The 15,397-nt window shown below is 71.9% G+C and carries 13 protein-coding genes; 10 read left to right on the top strand and 3 right to left on the bottom strand.

Features of this window, described 5'->3' with window-relative positions; translation table 11 throughout:
• Window positions 1-470: hypothetical protein (locus G3I19_RS25850; protein WP_203600191.1), on the top strand; the 470-nt coding region annotated here is incomplete at its 5' end.
• 96 nt (window positions 471-566) lie between these two features.
• Here G3I19_RS25850 and G3I19_RS25845 read toward each other — a convergent pair.
• The gene (locus G3I19_RS25845; protein ID WP_203600189.1) at window positions 567-779 is read right to left on the bottom strand and encodes a hypothetical protein; all 213 of its coding nucleotides are present in this window, start codon (window positions 777-779) and stop codon (window positions 567-569) included.
• A 208-nt stretch (window positions 780-987) separates the two neighbouring features.
• Here G3I19_RS25845 and G3I19_RS25840 point away from each other — a divergent pair, with 208 nt between their 5' ends.
• The 4 genes from G3I19_RS25840 to G3I19_RS25825 all read left to right on the top strand — a co-directional run bounded on the left by G3I19_RS25840 (window position 988) and on the right by G3I19_RS25825 (window position 5,456).
• A complete protein-coding gene (locus G3I19_RS25840; RefSeq protein ID WP_164266107.1) occupies window positions 988-1,542 on the top strand; it encodes a YceI family protein in 555 nt (184 codons plus the stop codon).
• A gap of 62 nt (window positions 1,543-1,604) precedes the next feature.
• Window positions 1,605-2,729, top strand: a complete 1,125-nt coding sequence (locus tag G3I19_RS25835) for a PP2C family protein-serine/threonine phosphatase (RefSeq protein ID WP_164266106.1) — start codon at window positions 1,605-1,607, stop codon at window positions 2,727-2,729.
• 162 nt (window positions 2,730-2,891) lie between these two features.
• Window positions 2,892-3,947, top strand: a complete 1,056-nt coding sequence (locus tag G3I19_RS25830) for a chitinase (protein ID WP_164266105.1) — start codon at window positions 2,892-2,894, stop codon at window positions 3,945-3,947.
• 138 nt (window positions 3,948-4,085) lie between these two features.
• A complete protein-coding gene (locus G3I19_RS25825; protein ID WP_164266104.1) occupies window positions 4,086-5,456 on the top strand; it encodes an erythromycin esterase family protein in 1,371 nt (456 codons plus the stop codon).
• A 66-nt stretch (window positions 5,457-5,522) separates the two neighbouring features.
• Here G3I19_RS25825 and G3I19_RS25820 read toward each other — a convergent pair whose 3' ends face one another.
• Window positions 5,523-5,852 (bottom strand): hypothetical protein, encoded by a 330-nt coding sequence (locus tag G3I19_RS25820; RefSeq protein ID WP_164266103.1) that lies wholly within the window; start codon window positions 5,850-5,852, stop codon window positions 5,523-5,525.
• Between the two features lie 20 nt (window positions 5,853-5,872).
• Window positions 5,873-7,858, bottom strand: a complete 1,986-nt coding sequence (locus G3I19_RS25815) for a choice-of-anchor P family protein (protein ID WP_164266102.1) — start codon at window positions 7,856-7,858, stop codon at window positions 5,873-5,875.
• A gap of 294 nt (window positions 7,859-8,152) precedes the next feature.
• Here G3I19_RS25815 and G3I19_RS25810 point away from each other — a divergent pair, with 294 nt between their 5' ends.
• The 5 genes from G3I19_RS25810 (at window position 8,153) to G3I19_RS25790 (ending at window position 15,322) form a co-directional block, all read left to right on the top strand.
• On the top strand, window positions 8,153-8,797 hold the full coding sequence (locus tag G3I19_RS25810) for a 2Fe-2S iron-sulfur cluster-binding protein (RefSeq protein ID WP_164266101.1): 645 nt from the start codon (window positions 8,153-8,155) through the stop codon (window positions 8,795-8,797).
• On the top strand, window positions 8,794-9,783 hold the full coding sequence (locus G3I19_RS25805; protein WP_164266100.1) for a xanthine dehydrogenase family protein subunit M: 990 nt from the start codon (window positions 8,794-8,796) through the stop codon (window positions 9,781-9,783). The genes G3I19_RS25810 and G3I19_RS25805 overlap by 4 nt, the downstream gene beginning before the upstream one ends.
• Window positions 9,784-9,799: 16 nt before the next feature.
• Window positions 9,800-11,932, top strand: a complete 2,133-nt coding sequence (locus tag G3I19_RS25800) for a xanthine dehydrogenase family protein molybdopterin-binding subunit (RefSeq protein ID WP_164266099.1) — start codon at window positions 9,800-9,802, stop codon at window positions 11,930-11,932.
• A 129-nt stretch (window positions 11,933-12,061) separates the two neighbouring features.
• Window positions 12,062-12,970, top strand: coding sequence for an endo alpha-1,4 polygalactosaminidase (locus tag G3I19_RS25795; RefSeq protein ID WP_343235210.1), 909 nt, complete (start codon window positions 12,062-12,064; stop codon window positions 12,968-12,970).
• Window positions 12,971-13,102: 132 nt separating this feature from the next.
• Window positions 13,103-15,322 carry an NADP-dependent isocitrate dehydrogenase gene (locus G3I19_RS25790; protein ID WP_164266098.1) on the top strand — a complete coding sequence of 740 codons (2,220 nt, stop codon included), beginning with the start codon at window positions 13,103-13,105 and terminating at the stop codon, window positions 15,320-15,322.
• The last annotated feature ends 75 nt before the right edge of the window (window positions 15,323-15,397 follow it).

Here is a 15,397-nt window from a genome sequence, read left to right as displayed (position 1 = left end):
TGCTCGCCCGGGACGCGGCGCAACTCGCCCTCGGGACCGCCGTCAACGACACGTCCGCCCGGCGCGACGCGTTCGCGGCCACCGCCAAGGACGCGGCCGGGGCGGCCCAGGACGCGGTGGACGGCGGCCCCGACGGGCTGGATCTGGTCGCGAACGTCCTGGCGGACGGGTACGAGGCGCTGGCCGGTGCGGCGTTCAGCAGTGCCGGTGCGCCGCTCCCGACCCGGGCGGAGGAGGCCGCCATCCACCGGGGCGAGGGCGAGCCGTACGACGTCGTCTATGTCCACCCGGAGGACTCGGCCGGATACACGGAGCAGACCCGGGTCCGCCAGCCCAAGGACGGACGGTCCTACCGGCCCAGGCCCTTTCTGCTCTCCGAGGACGCCAGGCGCGCGTCCCCGACGGGTGAGCTGTTCGCACCCGGGGTCGGGCCGCACTGGCGGATCGCGTGGCGTCCGCTGTTCCCCTGAGCGGTACGGGGCCGGCGGCTGAGCGGTACGGCGTAGGAGGGCTGAGCGGTAGGGACCCGGCGGCTGAGCGGTAAGGACCCGCGGCGCGGGGCCTGGTCAGGCCGCCGCGTACTGGTGGGCGCGCCCGCCCCGCCACTTCACCCATGCCTCGTCGTCCAGCAGGGTGTCCGCGTCCAGCAGGCCGGCCCGCCGCAGGAACTCGACGACGTCCGCGTCCTCATGGGCCAGACCCGCGATCTCTCCCTGGATCGTCACCCGTCGTCCTCCGCTCGCGGAGGGCGGATGCACCACTATCGGTGTGCTGTCCATGACCTCAGAGTGCGTCCGGCCGCCGGTTCCGGCACCCCGGGGCCGGGCCGTACGCCCGTGGACGGGGCCCGGAAGCGGGGATCCGGGTGCTTCACGCCCTTGGCCCATCGGGGTGACCGGAGCGGGCACGAGGGCGCGGCCCGGCCCCCGTACTGTCCGGTCTGTCTAGCGTGAGGTGCCCTTCTCACGCGACCCCCTGGAGTACGCCATGACGATGCCCGCTCTCACCGACCTGACCGGCACCTATGCGCTCGACCCGGCCCACACCCGTATCGGTTTCGTGGCCAGGCACGCGATGATCACCAAGGTCCGCGGCTCGTTCGGCGAGTTCGACGGCACGCTCCAGCTGGACGGTGCGGACCCGTCCAAGTCACGCGTCGCGGTCACGATCAAGACCGAGAGCATCGATACGGGCAATGAGCAGCGCGACGTCCACCTGCGGACCAACGACTTTCTCGACGCCCCCGCCTACCCGCGGATCACCTTCACGTCGACCGGGGCCGAGCAGCTGGACGACAGCCGCTTCCGGCTGTCCGGCGACCTGACGATCAAGGACACCAGCAAGCCGATCAGTATCGACTTCGAGTTCACCGGCACCGCCCAGGACCCCTTCGGCAACCAGCGGGTGGGGTTCGAGGGCGAGGTCGCCATCAGCCGCAAGGAGTACGGCATGACGTGGAACGCCGCACTCGAAGGAGGCGGCGTGCTCGTCGGCGACCGGGTGGTGCTGGAGTTCGACGTCTCGGCGATCAAGCAGAGCTGAGCGGCGGCCGGGGGAGTCCGGGGCCGAAGCGCGGGCGCGGGCGCGGTGAGGTAGGCAGAGGTATGAGTTCGCTGCGCTTTCTGTCCTCGCTCCAGGAGCCGCGACGGCATCCGAAAGCGCTCATGGTCGTGCCGTTCGCCCTGATCACCGCGGTGACGGTGGTGGACCTCCTCACCCCGCCCGCCGTGCATGTCGGGCCCTTCCTGGTGGCGGCGCCGGCCGTGACGGCGTCGTTCGCCGGTCCCCGCAGCACCGCGTTCGTCGGTGCGGTCGCCCTCGCGGCCGACGCGTTCGTGGCCGGAACCCGGGCCAGCGTCACCGACCTCAACCACACCTACCAGCTCGCCGCGCTCTTCCTGATCTCGGTCTTCGTCACCTTCTTCGCGTATCTGAGAGCGCGGCACGAACGCGAGATGACGCATCTGCGCTGGGTGGCCCGCGCGGTGCAGCGGGTGGTGATGAGACCGCTGCCCGAGCGGGTCGGGCCGCTGCGGATCGCCTCGGTCTATCTGGCCGCTGAGCGGGAGGCGCAGCTCGGCGGAGATCTGTACGCGCTCACGCGCACGGCGGCCGGCACCCGCGTGATCATCGGTGATGTACGCGGCAAGGGGCTCGATGCCATGGGCGAGGCGGCCGGTGTCCTCGGTGCCTTCCGGGCACTGGCCCACCGCGATCCGGAACTCTCCGCGGCCGTGGACCAGCTGGAGGCCGGCATCGCCTCCGACCGGAGCGGTCCGCTGGACGCGGAGGGGGACCGCGAGGACAGCGGCGAAGCCTTTGTCACCGCGGCCGTGCTGGACATCCCGGACGCGGGCCCGGAACTCCGGCTGGTGAGCCGGGGCCACCCGCCGCCGCTGGTCGTGCGCGCGGGCCTGGTGGACACGCTCGCGGTACGGGAGCCCGCCCCGCCCCTGGGCCTCGGCCGGCTGATCGGCGGCGTGTTCGCGGCGGAGACGTTCACCTTCGGCGTGGGCGATGTCCTGCTTCTCTACACCGACGGGGTCATCGAGGCCCGGGACGCCGCCGGCCGGTTCTATCCGCTGCCCGACCGGATCGCCTCCTGGGGCACCGGCGGTCCTGAGGCGCTGCTCCAGCGCCTCAGCGCGGACCTGTTGCGCCATGCCGGAGGCAGCCTGGGCGACGACGCGGCGATGGTCGCCATCGAACGGCTCCCGGCCGACGGGTGAGGTGCCGGGCGGTCTCCCGTACCGTTGACCCGCGGCTTGGTCCAGACCTATTGACCGCAGGTCTGGACCACTTTAAATTGACAGGTCCGTGACATCCCGGGCTTCGCGGCAGGTGTGTGACCCTCACGCTCCTCCGCGCGCCGGGCCAGGAAGGGACTCGCCATGATCCGTCGGACGGCACGTCTTCTGGGAGCCGGTCTCGCGGCGGCTGCCGTCGTTCAGCTGCTGGTCGCCGCCGCGCCCGGCACCGCGCAGGCCGCAGACACCTGCGCGGTCAAGTCGAAGCCCGCGGGCAAGGTGCTCCAGGGGTACTGGGAGAACTGGGACGGGGCCGCCAACGGTGTGCATCCGCCGCTCGGCTGGATCCCGATCACCGACTCCCGTATCCCCGCCCACGGTTACAACGTGATCAACGCGGCCTTCCCTGTCATCCGCTCGGACGGCACCGCCCTGTGGGAGGACGGGATGGACTCGACGGTGAAGGTCCCGACCCCGGCCGAGATGTGCCAGGCGAAAGCCTCCGGCCTCACCACACTGATGTCCATCGGCGGCGCGACCGCGGGCATCGATCTCAGTTCCACCGCGGTCGCCGACCGCTTCGTCGACACCGTGGTGCCTCTCCTCCAGAAGTACAACTTCGACGGCATCGACATCGACATCGAGACCGGCCTCAGCGGCAGCGGCGACATCAACCAGCTCTCGGCCTCCCAGTCCAACCTCATCCGCATCATCGACGGCATTCTCGCCCGGATGCCGTCGAACTTCGGTCTGACGATGGCCCCCGAGACGGCATACGTCACCGGCGGCAGCGTCACCTACGGCTCGATCTGGGGCGCGTATCTGCCCATCGTGAAGAAGTACGCGGACAACGGCCGGCTCTGGTGGCTGAACATGCAGTACTACAACGGCAGCATGTACGGCTGCTCCGGCGACTCGTACGAGGCCGGGACGGTCGAAGGCTTCACCGCGCAGACGGACTGCCTGGACAAGGGACTCACGGTCCAGGGCACCACGGTCAAGGTCCCCTACGACAAGCAGGTGCCGGGACTGCCCGCCCAGCCCGGCGCGGGCGGCGGCTATCTGCCGACCGCCCAGGTCGCACAGGCGTGGAACACCTACGGCGACAGTCTCAAGGGGCTCATGACCTGGTCGCTCAACTGGGACGGCGCCAAGGACTGGACGTTCGGCGACAACGTCAAGTCCCTCCAGGGCCGCTGACGCCCGAGGGGAGCGGCCCGCCCGTACGCAGAGTCCGGCACAGGGTCCGGCGCAGAGTCCGGAGCGCTGGACTCCGCGTCCCTGGCGGCGTCAGACTGGGTGGTACCCGGCACGATGTCAGTGCGAAAGGGAACGGCCATGGCCTCCAGGCTGTCCTGTACGAGGACGCGGGCCCGGGCGGACCCGGTCCGTGCGAGCGCACAGCCCCTGACCGGCCCCAGGTCCTTCGACCCGCTGCTGGAGCGGATCGGCGACGCACGGTATGTGCTGCTGGGGGAGGCGTCCCACGGCAGCACCGACTACTACCGCTGGCGGGCGGCGCTGACGCGCCGGCTCATCGAGGAGAAGGGCTTCTCCTTCGTCGCGGTGGAGGGCGACTGGCCGGACTGCGAGGCCGTGCACCGCTCGGTCACCGCGGCGCCGGGCGCCCCCGACGACCCGCTCGACGTACTGATGGAGTTCGCCCGCTGGCCGACGTGGATGTGGGCCAACACCAACGTCCTGCGGTTCGCCCGGTGGCTGCGCGCGTACAACGTCGGCCTGCCGCAGGGCAGTTCGTCCGTGGGCTTCTTCGGCCTCGACGTCTACTCCCTGTGGGAGTCGCTGGACGCGGTCATCGGCTACCTCGGCGCACACGCCCCGGCCGAGCTGCCGCGCGCGCTGGACGCCCACCGCTGCTTCGAGCCGTACGCCGAGGACCCGCGGTGCTACGCGAGCGCCACCCGGTTCGCGCCCTCGGGGTGCGCACAGGAGGTGCTCGCCCTGCTGACGAGGATGCGGCACTGCACCGAGGGGGCCGAGGCGGCCGGCGGCAGCTTCGCGCGGTTCGCCGCACGGCAGAACGCGGAGGTGCTGGCGGGCGCCGAACGCTACTACCGGACCATGGCGGGCGGCGGCCCGCACGCGGGGAACGAGTCCTGGAACATCCGTGACCACCACATGGCCGACACCCTCGACCGGCTCATGGAACACCACGGCCCCGGTGCGAAGGCCGTGGTGTGGGCGCACAACACCCATGTCGGAGACGCACGGGCCACCGACATGACTGAGGCCGGACTGGTCAGTCTCGGGCAGCTCGTTCGCGAGGGGCACGCCGCTGAAGGCGTCGTCCTGGTCGGTTTCGGCTCGTACGACGGCACGGTGACCGCCGCCGGCCACTGGGGGGATGCCCCGGGCATGATCCGGGTACCTCCGGCACTGACGGGCAGCGTGGAGGAACTGCTGCACCGGGCACTTCCCGGCGACGCCGCCCTGTTCGTCTTCCCCGAGGGCGTCCACCACGGGCTCCGGGCCGGCGCCGGTCCGGACTGGTTCGACGAGGAGCGGGACCACCGAGCCATCGGAGTGGTCTACCGGCCGGATGCCGAACGGCGGGGAAACTACGTCCCCACCGTGCTCGGCGAACGCTACGACGCCTTCGTCTTCCTCGACCGCAGCCAGGCCCTCACCCCGCTCCACGGGGCCCCGCCGGGCACCGGAGAGGAGGAGACATGGCCCACCGGCATGTGACGGGGCCGGATCCGCCGGAGTGGTTCGATCCGGAGTGGTTCGAGCCGCAGTGGTGAACCCCCGCCGCTACAGGTCGACGGTGGTCCCGCCGTCCGCTTCCGCTGTGTAGCGGCGGGTCAGGACGCGTTCCCGCAAGTGCTCGACATAGAGCGAGACCTTGATCTCCAGGGGGAAGTCCGGGGGCCAGATCCGGCGTACGTAGCGGAAGCGCAGGCCGCCGTAGGAGAAGGCCGTTTCGGCGTGTACCTCCTCGCCCTTCTCCGTCAGCGCGAAGCGGTCCAGGTGCCCGCCTGTCAGGCCGGCGATGCTTCCCGGCACGAAGAGTCCGGCGATTTCCCCGTGCGCGAGGACGCGGAAGCGCTCCACGTAGGCATGCCGTGTCTCCTCGGCCTCCATGGTCCCGTTTCCTCCCGCTCTCACTCGGCGCAGTTGTGGACGGCGCTGGTGCTCGATCCGATGACGATATCGCCGAGCCCCCCGGCGACCACGAGATGGACGGCGTTGACCGTGAGCCCGTGGTCGGCCCCGGCGACCGGTGTCTGCTCATTGACCACGAGCCGGTTGCCGCCGGGCAGGCTGATCGTGCTGTTGGGCGCCGTCGGTACGGTGACGGCCGTGCCGCCGATCGTGAGCGCCGTCAGCGTGGTGCTGCCCGTCGCGCCGTCGCAGCGGGCGGTCGCCCCGGTGCTCAGCCCGGAGATGCCGATCACGGGGACTCCGGGGAGGCCGATCGAGGCCGAATCGACCCGGGTGGTGGCGGTGGCCGTTCCCGGGCCGAGTGTGGTCCGTACGCCGGCGCACAGCGCCTTGACGTCGAGGACGACCGCTGACACGGCGGCCGTGCAGGGCGGTGTCACGCCGGTCGCGTCCGCTGTCCGCACCTGGCCGGTGTCCGGCTGGGCCGGCAGGTGGACCGGCGGCAGGAGCGGCAGGTTCAGCTGGGCCGACAGGCCGAAGGCGCGGCCGGTGTAGTACTGGAGGAGCAGGGAGGCGTCGGCGCTCGACTTCAGGTAGTTGGCGTCACCGGCGAACGACGCTTGCAGCGGCACGGTCGCCGCGGCGTTGAGCGGCTGGCCCTGCACACCGATGGTGCAGCGCGCGGTGCCCGTGCTGTCCGTGGTGGCGTCGCAGGACTGCGCGGTGGACCCCGTACCGAGGGCGAAGTGCACGGACCTGCCGGTGACCGGTGCACCGAGGTAGTCGTCGAGTTCGCCCGAGAGCCGGACGTCCTTGCCGTTGGCGATACGGGCGGGCCCGGTGTACGTGAGTGTCGTCGGCGACTGGACCGCCACCGTGGCGGCGGCCGATGACGCCTCGTACGCGGAGTCACCCGCGAAGCTCACCGCGACCGGGACCGAAGTGGGCGGCTGGCGGAGCGGGTTGACGGTGCAGTGGGCGTCACCCTTCGTACTCGTCGTGCCGTCGCAGGACTGGGCGGCGTCGCCCGAGCCGATCCGGAAGTGGACGGTCCTGCCGGTGACGGGGCCGCCCGTGTAGTCGGCGAGCGAGGCGGACAGCTCCAGCGGGCTGCCGTTGATGCCGTGCGCGGGGCCGGTGTACGACAGCTTCGTGGGTGAGATGGGCGTCACCGTGGAGGAGGCCGACGATGCCTTGAACCCGTCGTCGCCGGCGAAACTCACCGCCACTGTCACCGATCCGGTGGGCTGGTGCAGTCGGCCGACGGTGCAGCGGGCCGTGCCCGCCGAGCCGGTCGTGCCGTCGCAGGACTGCGCGCCGTCGCCCGACCCGACCCGGAAGTGCAGGGTCTTGCCCGTGACCGGGATGCCGAGGTCGTCACCGAGGAAGGCGGAGAGCGTCAGCGGGCCGCCGTTGGTGCCGTGGCGCGGCCCGGTGTACGTGAGGGTGGTGCGGACGGCCGGTACCGGCGGGGTCCCGCCGCACGTCGGCCGGGGGCCGTCCGACGGCGCGATGCACGGCAGCGTGTAGTAGGCGGTGATGATGCCGAAGGCGTACGGGTCGTCGGAGCGCGGGTCGAGGACCGGGCTGTACACCACGAAGAGGTTGGTCTCCGGGTTCAGGCAGCGCACCCGGGCGTCGGCTCCCGGCAGGCAGTTCGCCGGGTTGCCGATGGTGTCCTGGATGTCCGTGGAGGGCGGGACCGCGCCGTGGCCGCCGTCGGACGCCTCGATGTGCACCCGCCCGAAGCCGTCGAGCGGCGGCGGGTCGGACGGGTCGTTGTAGTCCTCCTGGCCGGTGCGGAGCGGGACGTCGTGACCGTACTGGTCGTAGAAGAGCTTCTCCACCGTCCAGTCGACCGGGTTCGGGTTGGACGTCGCGGCGTAGGCCGTACTCGGTGCCATGCCCACACCGAGCAGCCCGGCGACGAGACAGAGAAGGGCCGCGAAGACTTTTCCCCGCAGCCATGTGGTCGGACGCTTCACCCGAATCCCCCCGAGGATCGGCGGCCCCGCGCGGCAGAGGGCGCGGACCCGTCAGTGGTGTGTCCGGCCAGTGGTGTAGTCGGCGGTCGCGTAACTGGCCGGTGGTGTACATGCCAACACGGCAGCTTAGCGGTGGACCCGTGCGCTGCCCAGGGGTATCCGGGCGCGGCGCGCCCCGGACGCGGCCCGCGATCCCGGGCCCGTGCCCCGCACGGCCTCCGCCCAGTGGCATACGGGGCCCGCGTGGCATCAAGTGGGAGCGGCGACTCTCCCCGGAAAGGGCGTGAAGGACGGATGCAGCCGACCAGCGGACGGACCGGGTGGCGGACCCCGTCGACCACCGAGGCCCCACCCCCGCCGGACACCGGGCCCCGGCCCCCGTCGGGCACCGGGCTGCGGAACCTGTCGGGGAAGGCACCCGCGTGGTCGACCGTCACCCTGCGGGTCAACGGCACCACCCACACCCTCACGGACCTCGACCACCGCACCACGGTCCTGGACGCACTGCGCGAGCGGATCGGCCTCACGGGCGCGAAGAAGGGCTGCGACCACGGTCAGTGCGGCGCGTGCACGGTCCTGGCCGACGGACGCCGGGTCAACAGCTGCCTCCTGCTGGCCGTTGCCCACCAGGACGTCCGCATCACCACCATCGAGGGGCTCGGCGACGCCGAAGCCCCGCATCCGGTCCAGAAGGCCTTCCTCGACCGCGACGGATTCCAGTGCGGCTACTGCACTCCCGGACAGATCTGCTCGGCCGTCGGCGTGCTGGCCGAAGCCGCCGCGGGACACCCCTCCCACGCCACGGCCGCGGATGCTCTCGCCGACGAAGGCCCCGCCGAGCTGACCCCGGCCGAGATCCGTGAGCGGATGAGCGGCAATCTGTGCCGGTGCGGCGCCTACCCCCGCATCGTCGAAGCCGTGGGGGACGTGATCGCGTGAAGCCCTTCGGATACGTCAGGGCCCGGACCACCGACGACGCCCTGCACAGCTTCGTCTCGCTGCCCGACGCCCGGTTCCTCGGAGGCGGCACCAACCTCGTCGACCTGATGAAGCTCGGTGTGGAATCCCCCGGCACCCTCATCGACATCAGCGGACTGCCCCTCGACACCGTCAGCGAACTGCCCGGTGGCGGGCTCCGGGTCGGGGCGACCGTACGCAACAGCGACCTCGCGGCGCACCCCGCCGTACGCAGGGGCCGGCCCGTACTGGCGCAGGCCCTGCTGGCGGGTGCGTCGGGCCAGCTCCGCAATGTGGCCACCACCGGGGGCAACCTGCTCCAGCGGACCCGCTGCCCGTACTTCCAGGACACCCGGCAGCCCTGCAACAAGCGCGAACCCGGCTCCGGCTGCGCGGCCGTCGGAGGGGTCAACCGCGACCACGCGGTCCTGGGGCACTCCGCGCACTGTGTGGCCACCCACCCCTCCGACATGGCGGTCGCCCTCGCGGCGCTCGACGCCGAGGTCGAACTCATCGGCCCCGGCGGCGGACGGACCGTGCCCGTGGCCGACTTCCACCGGCTCCCGGGAGACCGCCCCGAGCAGGACACCGTCATCAGGCCGGGCGAGCTGATCACTTCGGTCGTGCTTCCCGCTTCGTCCGCCGGGCTGCCCTCCGCATACCGCAAGGCCCGCGACCGCGCCTCGTACGCCTTCGCACTCGTCTCCGTCGCCGCCGTCCTCGCGGTCGGGGACGACGGCCTGATCCGGTACGCGCGTCTCTGCTTCGGCGGGGTCGCGCACCGGCCCTGGCGCGCGGTCACCGCCGAGGCGCTGCTCGTCGGGGCGCCCGCCGGCGAGAGCACCTATCTGCGGGCGGCCGAGGCCGAACTGGCGGCCGCGGAACCGCTGTCCGGCAACGCGTTCAAGGTAAAGCTCGCCCGCAATCTGGCCGTCGACACCCTGGCCGGGCTCGCGGACCGACGCTGAGGAAGAGAGCACTCCCGTGAACCAGCAACCGTCCGCGACCGGTGCCCCCGTCAGCCGCCGGGAAGGCCGGGCGAAAGTCACCGGCGCTGCCGCCTACGCCGCCGAACACGCCCCGGCCGGCCGCGTCCACGCCTGGCCGGTCCCCGCCGCGATCGCGTCGGGCCGGGTCCGTGCCGTACACACCGCGGAGGCGCTCGCGCTGCCCGGCACCGTCGCCGTACTCACCCCGGACAACGCGCCCCGGCTCGCCACCGCCGACGACCCGACCCTGCAAGTCCTGCAGAACGACCGGGTGCCGCACCACGGCTGGCATGTCGCCCTCGCCGTGGCCGAGACCCTCGAAGCGGCCCGCGCCGCGGCCCAGGCCGTGCGCGTCGAGTACGAGAGCGACCCCCACGACTCCGTCCTGACACCCGGCGACCCCGCCATCTACGCGCCGGAGACGGCCAACGGCGGCCACCCGGCCGACCGGGTACGCGGTGACTTCGCCACCGCGTACGGCACGGCCCCCGCCCGCGTCGACGTCTCGTACGCCGTGCCGCCGCTGCACAACCACCCGATGGAGCCCCATGCAAGCACCGCAGAGTGGACCGGCGGACAGCTGACCGTGTACGACTCCAGCCAGGGTGCGACGGCCGTCCGCCAGGCCCTCGCCGCGCTCTTCGACATGGCGGAGAACGACATCACCGTCATCTCGGAACACGTCGGTGGCGGGTTCGGCTCCAAGGGCACTCCCCGCCCCCAGCTCGTACTGGCCGTCATGGCGGCCCTGCACACCGGACGGCCCGTGACGCTCGCGCTGCCACGGCGCCAGATGCCCGCGGTCGTCGGACACCGCGCGCCCACGCTGCACCACGTCCGGCTGGGGGCGGGTGAGGACGGTGTCATCACCGCTCTGGCGCACGAAGTGCTCACCCACACCTCACGCGTCAAGGAATTCGTGGAGCAGGCCGCCGTCCCCGCACGCGTCATGTACCACTCGCCGCACAGCCTGACGACCCATCGGGTCGCGGCCCTCGATGTCCCCAGCCCCTCCTGGATGCGCGCCCCGGGCGAGGCCCCCGGTATGTACGCGCTGGAGTCCGCGATGGACGAACTCGCCGTCGCCACCGGCCTCGACCCGGTGGAGCTGCGGCTGCGCAACGAACCGGACACCGAGCCGGACAGCGGTCTGCCGTTCAGCAGCCGTCACCTCACCGACTGCCTGAAGGAGGGCGCCCGGCGCTTCGGCTGGAGCGGCCGGGACCCGCGCCCCGGTGTCCGGCGCGAGGGCACGCTCCTCGTCGGGACCGGTGTCGCCGCGGCGACCTATCCCGTTCTCGTCTCCCCGTCCGAGGCGACCGCGCACGCGGCGCCCGACGGCACCTTCCTGGTACGGATCAACGCCACCGACATCGGTACGGGCGCCCGTACCGTGCTGGCCCAGATCGCCGCCGACGCGATCGGTGTACCGGTGGACCGTGTGGCGGCCGACATCGGCAGCAGTGATCTGCCCAGCGCCTCCCTCGCGGGCGGCTCATCGGGCACCGCCTCCTGGGGCTGGGCCGTCCACGAGGCGTGCACCTCGCTCAGGGCACTGCTCGCCGAACACGGGGGAGCGGTCCCGCCCGGAGGTCTGCACACCGCAGCCGACACCACCGGGCGGGCCGGAGAGCCGGTGCCCTACGCCCGGCACGCCTTCGGCGCGCATTTCGCCGAGGTGGAGGTGGACGAGGTGACCGGGGAGGTGCGTGTCCGGCGGATGCTGGGGGTGTTCGCGGCCGGACACATCCTCAACTCCCGTACGGCGAAGGCGCAGTTCATCGGCGGCATGGTGATGGGCATCGGGATGGCGCTCACCGAGGGCAGCACCGTCGACCCCGCCTCCGGCGCCTTCGTGGAGAGCGACCTCGCGTCGTACCACGTCCCGGTCTGCGCGGACGTCCGCTCCGTCGACGCGCACTGGATCGAGGAAGAGGACGCGCACCTCAACCCGATGGGCAGCAAGGGCATCGGCGAGATCGGCATCGTCGGTGCGGCCGCCGCGGTCGGCAACGCCTTCCGCCATGCCACCGGCGTCCGGCTGCGCTCGCTGCCGCTCAGCCCCGACAAGGTGCTGGAGGCGACGGAGCGGCGAGCGACGGCCGGAGCCAACTCCCTTCCCGCGTAGGGCTGTTGGTGGCCCGCTCATCGGCGCCGCCGGGGTGTGCGCGGTGGTGCCGGGCGGGGCAGGGTTCGCCGCGGGGGCGGCTCCCATGATCCAATCACCTTCCCCCGCTCCCGCCGCGAAAGCCCCGACGTGCCCCCAGTGTTCCGCCGCGCCGCCCGACTCCTCGCCCCGGCCCTGATGGTCCTCGTGGCCGGATGCTCGTCCGGCGATCCCAGCAGTGACCCCGACAGCGACTCCATCGGCGGCCCGGCCTCCTCGGCCCCATCCGCATCCGCATCCGCCTCGGCCTCCGCCCGGGACGGCGTCGTCCGCGAGCCCCCGGTCGCGGCATCCTTCGACTACCAGCTCGGCGGGGCGTACCGGCCGCCGGCCGGGGTGCGCGCGGTCTCCCGGGACCGCACCGCGGACCCCGTACCGGGGCTCTACAACATCTGTTACGTCAACGCCTTCCAGTCGCAGCCCGGTGGCGCGGTCGACTGGTGGCAGAAGCACCACCCCGGCCTGCTGCTGCGCGACCGCCACGGCAGGCAGGTCGTCGACGAGGACTGGCAGGAGCCCCTCCTCGACATCTCGGGAGCGGCCGGGCGCAAGGCGCTCGCCGCTATCGTCGGCCGCTGGATCGACGGCTGCGCCGACGCCGGCTTCGACGCGGTCGAGCCGGACAACCTCGACTCGTACGAGCGCTCCCACGGCCTGCTGACCGCCGACGACGCGGCGTCCTTCGCCCGGCTGCTGGCCGCGCGTGCGCACCGGAGGGGACTCGCCATCGCCCAGAAGAACACCACCGACCTGCTGGGCGAGCGCAGCCGCATCGGGTTCGACTTCGCCGTCGTCGAGGAGTGCGGCCGCTTCCAGGAGTGCGCCGGGTTCGCCACCGCCTACCGGGGCAGGGTCTTCGACATCGAGTACGGCGCCAAGGACTTCGCCCGTGCCTGCCGGTCCTGGGGCGGGAAGCTGTCGGTCACGCTGCGTGATCGTGAGGTGAGCCCGGCGGGAACTCCGGGCCATGTGGACCGGCGGTGCGACTCTCCCGGCTGAGGGCGCGGTGCCGGGCGGTCCGGCCGGATGCGTACGGCTCGGCGGCCCCCGGGGCGGGGCCCTGTCGAGAGGGGGCCGCTCAGGAGATATCTTGATGTCGAGCAATGTTGCAGACGTGGAGCGGAGCACCCGGTGACTGACTCGACCATCATCTATACACATACCGACGAGGCCCCGGCCCTGGCGACGTACTCGTTCCTGCCGGTGATCCAGGCGTACGCCTCGACGGCCGGTGTGAGCGTGGAGAGCCGTGACATCTCTCTCGCGGGGCGGATCATCGCCAGTTTCCCCGATCGTCTTGACGAGAGCCGACGGGTCGAGGACGCACTCGCCGAGCTCGGCGAGCTGGCCAAGACGCCCGGCGCGAACATCATCAAGCTGCCGAACATCTCGGCGTCCATCCCCCAGCTGAAGGCCGCCATCGCGGAGCTGCAGAAGCTGGGCTACGCGCTCCCGGACTACCCGGACGACCCGCAGACCGACGAGGACAAGGACGTCCGCGCGCGGTACGACAAGGTCAAGGGCAGCGCCGTCAACCCGGTGCTGCGCGAGGGCAACTCCGACCGCCGCGCGCCGGCGTCGGTGAAGAACTACGCCAAGGCACACCCGCACCGCATGGGCGCCTGGTCGTCCGAGTCGAAGACGAACGTCGCCCACATGGACGGCGACGACTTCCGCTCCACCGAGAAGTCCGTCGTCATCGACGAGCCCGGCACCCTCCGTATCGAGCTGGCCGGGGACGACGGCACCACCACCGTCCTGCGCGAGTCGGTACCCGTACTGGCCGGCGAGGTCGTCGACGCATCGGTGATGCGCGTCGCCGCGCTCCGTGAGTTCTTCACGGAGCAGATCGCCCGCGCCAAGGCCGACGACGTCCTCTTCTCGGTGCACCTGAAGGCCACGATGATGAAGGTCTCCGACCCGATCATCTTCGGCCATGTGGTGCGGGCCTTCTTCCCGAAGACCTTCGCCGAGCACGGCGCTGCGCTCGCCGCCGCCGGGCTGACCCCGAACGACGGCCTCGGCGGCATCCTCAAGGGCCTGGACTCGCTGCCCGAGGGCGCCAAGATCAAGGAGTCCTTCGAGGCCGAGCTGGCCGAAGGCCCCTCCCTGGCGATGGTCGACTCCGACCGCGGCATCTCCAACCTGCACGTGCCGAGCGATGTCATCGTCGACGCGTCCATGCCGGCCATGATCCGCACCTCCGGCCACATGTGGGGCCCGGACGGCGGCGAGGCCGACACCCTGGCGACGATCCCGGACAGCAGCTACGCCGGGATCTACCAGGTCGTCATCGACGACTGCCGCGCCAACGGCGCCTACGACCCGTCGACGATGGGCTCCGTGCCCAACGTCGGTCTGATGGCGCAGAAGGCCGAGGAGTACGGCAGCCACGACAAGACCTTCGAGATCCCCGTCACCGGCACGGTGCGGGTCCTCGACGGCCAGGGCAACGCCGTCCTCGAGCACGCGGTCAGCGCCGGTGACATCTGGCGCATGTGCCAGACCAAGGACCTGCCCATCCAGGACTGGGTCAAGCTCGCCGTCACCCGCGCCCGCGCGACCGGCACCCCGGCCGTGTTCTGGCTGGACGAGGGCCGCGCGCACGACGCCGCCCTGATCGCCAAGGTCAAGGCGTACCTCCCGGAGCACGACACCGACGGTCTGCAGATCGAGATCATGACGCCCGAGGACGCCATCGCGTTCTCGCTGGAGCGCATCCGCCGCGGCGAGGACACCATCTCCGTCACCGGCAACGTGCTGCGCGACTACCTGACCGACCTGTTCCCGATCCTGGAGCTGGGCACGAGCGCGAAGATGCTCTCCGTCGTCCCGCTCATGAACGGCGGCGGCCTGTTCGAGACCGGCGCCGGCGGTTCCGCGCCGAAGCACGTGCAGCAGCTCGTCAAGGAGAACTACCTGCGCTGGGACAGCCTGGGCGAGTTCCTCGCGCTGGCGGTCAGCTTCGAGCACCTCGCGCAGACGACGGGCAACGCACGCGCCCAGATCCTCGCGGACACGCTCGACCGTGCGACCGGCACGTTCCTCAACGAGGACAAGTCGCCGAGCCGCAAGCTCGGTGGCATCGACAACCGTGGCAGCCACTTCTACCTGGCCCTCTACTGGGCCCGGGAGCTGGCGGCGCAGACCGACGACGCCCAGCTCGCCGCCGCGTTCGCGGCGCTTGCCAAGACGCTCGGTGAGCAGGAGCAGACCATCGTCGGCGAGCTGATCGCGGTCCAGGGTTCCCCGGCCGACATCGGCAGCTACTACCAGCCCGACCCGGAGAAGGCGTCCGCCGTCATGCGCCCGTCGGCGACCTTCAACCAGGCCATCGCGACGCTCGGCTGACATCCGGCGGACCGGCGGCCCCCGGCGGCCGCCCGGTCCGCCGTCCGCACCCAGGCCGCCCCGGCCGGCATCCCG

This window comes from Streptomyces sp. SID10853 (genome assembly GCF_010548145.1).
Taxonomy (GTDB): Bacteria; Actinomycetota; Actinomycetes; order Streptomycetales; family Streptomycetaceae; genus Streptomyces.
This window is presented reverse-complemented; position numbering and strand designations above follow the sequence as displayed.

Coding starts and splice junctions, on each gene's coding strand:
- G3I19_RS25845 (WP_203600189.1), bottom strand. CDS start 779: ATGGACAGCACACCGATAGTGGTGCATCCGCCCTCCGCGAGCGGAGGA.
- G3I19_RS25840 (WP_164266107.1), top strand. CDS start 988: ATGACGATGCCCGCTCTCACCGACCTGACCGGCACCTATGCGCTCGAC.
- G3I19_RS25835 (WP_164266106.1), top strand. CDS start 1,605: ATGAGTTCGCTGCGCTTTCTGTCCTCGCTCCAGGAGCCGCGACGGCAT.
- G3I19_RS25830 (WP_164266105.1), top strand. CDS start 2,892: ATGATCCGTCGGACGGCACGTCTTCTGGGAGCCGGTCTCGCGGCGGCT.
- G3I19_RS25825 (WP_164266104.1), top strand. CDS start 4,086: ATGGCCTCCAGGCTGTCCTGTACGAGGACGCGGGCCCGGGCGGACCCG.
- G3I19_RS25820 (WP_164266103.1), bottom strand. CDS start 5,852: ATGGAGGCCGAGGAGACACGGCATGCCTACGTGGAGCGCTTCCGCGTC.
- G3I19_RS25810 (WP_164266101.1), top strand. CDS start 8,153: ATGCAGCCGACCAGCGGACGGACCGGGTGGCGGACCCCGTCGACCACC.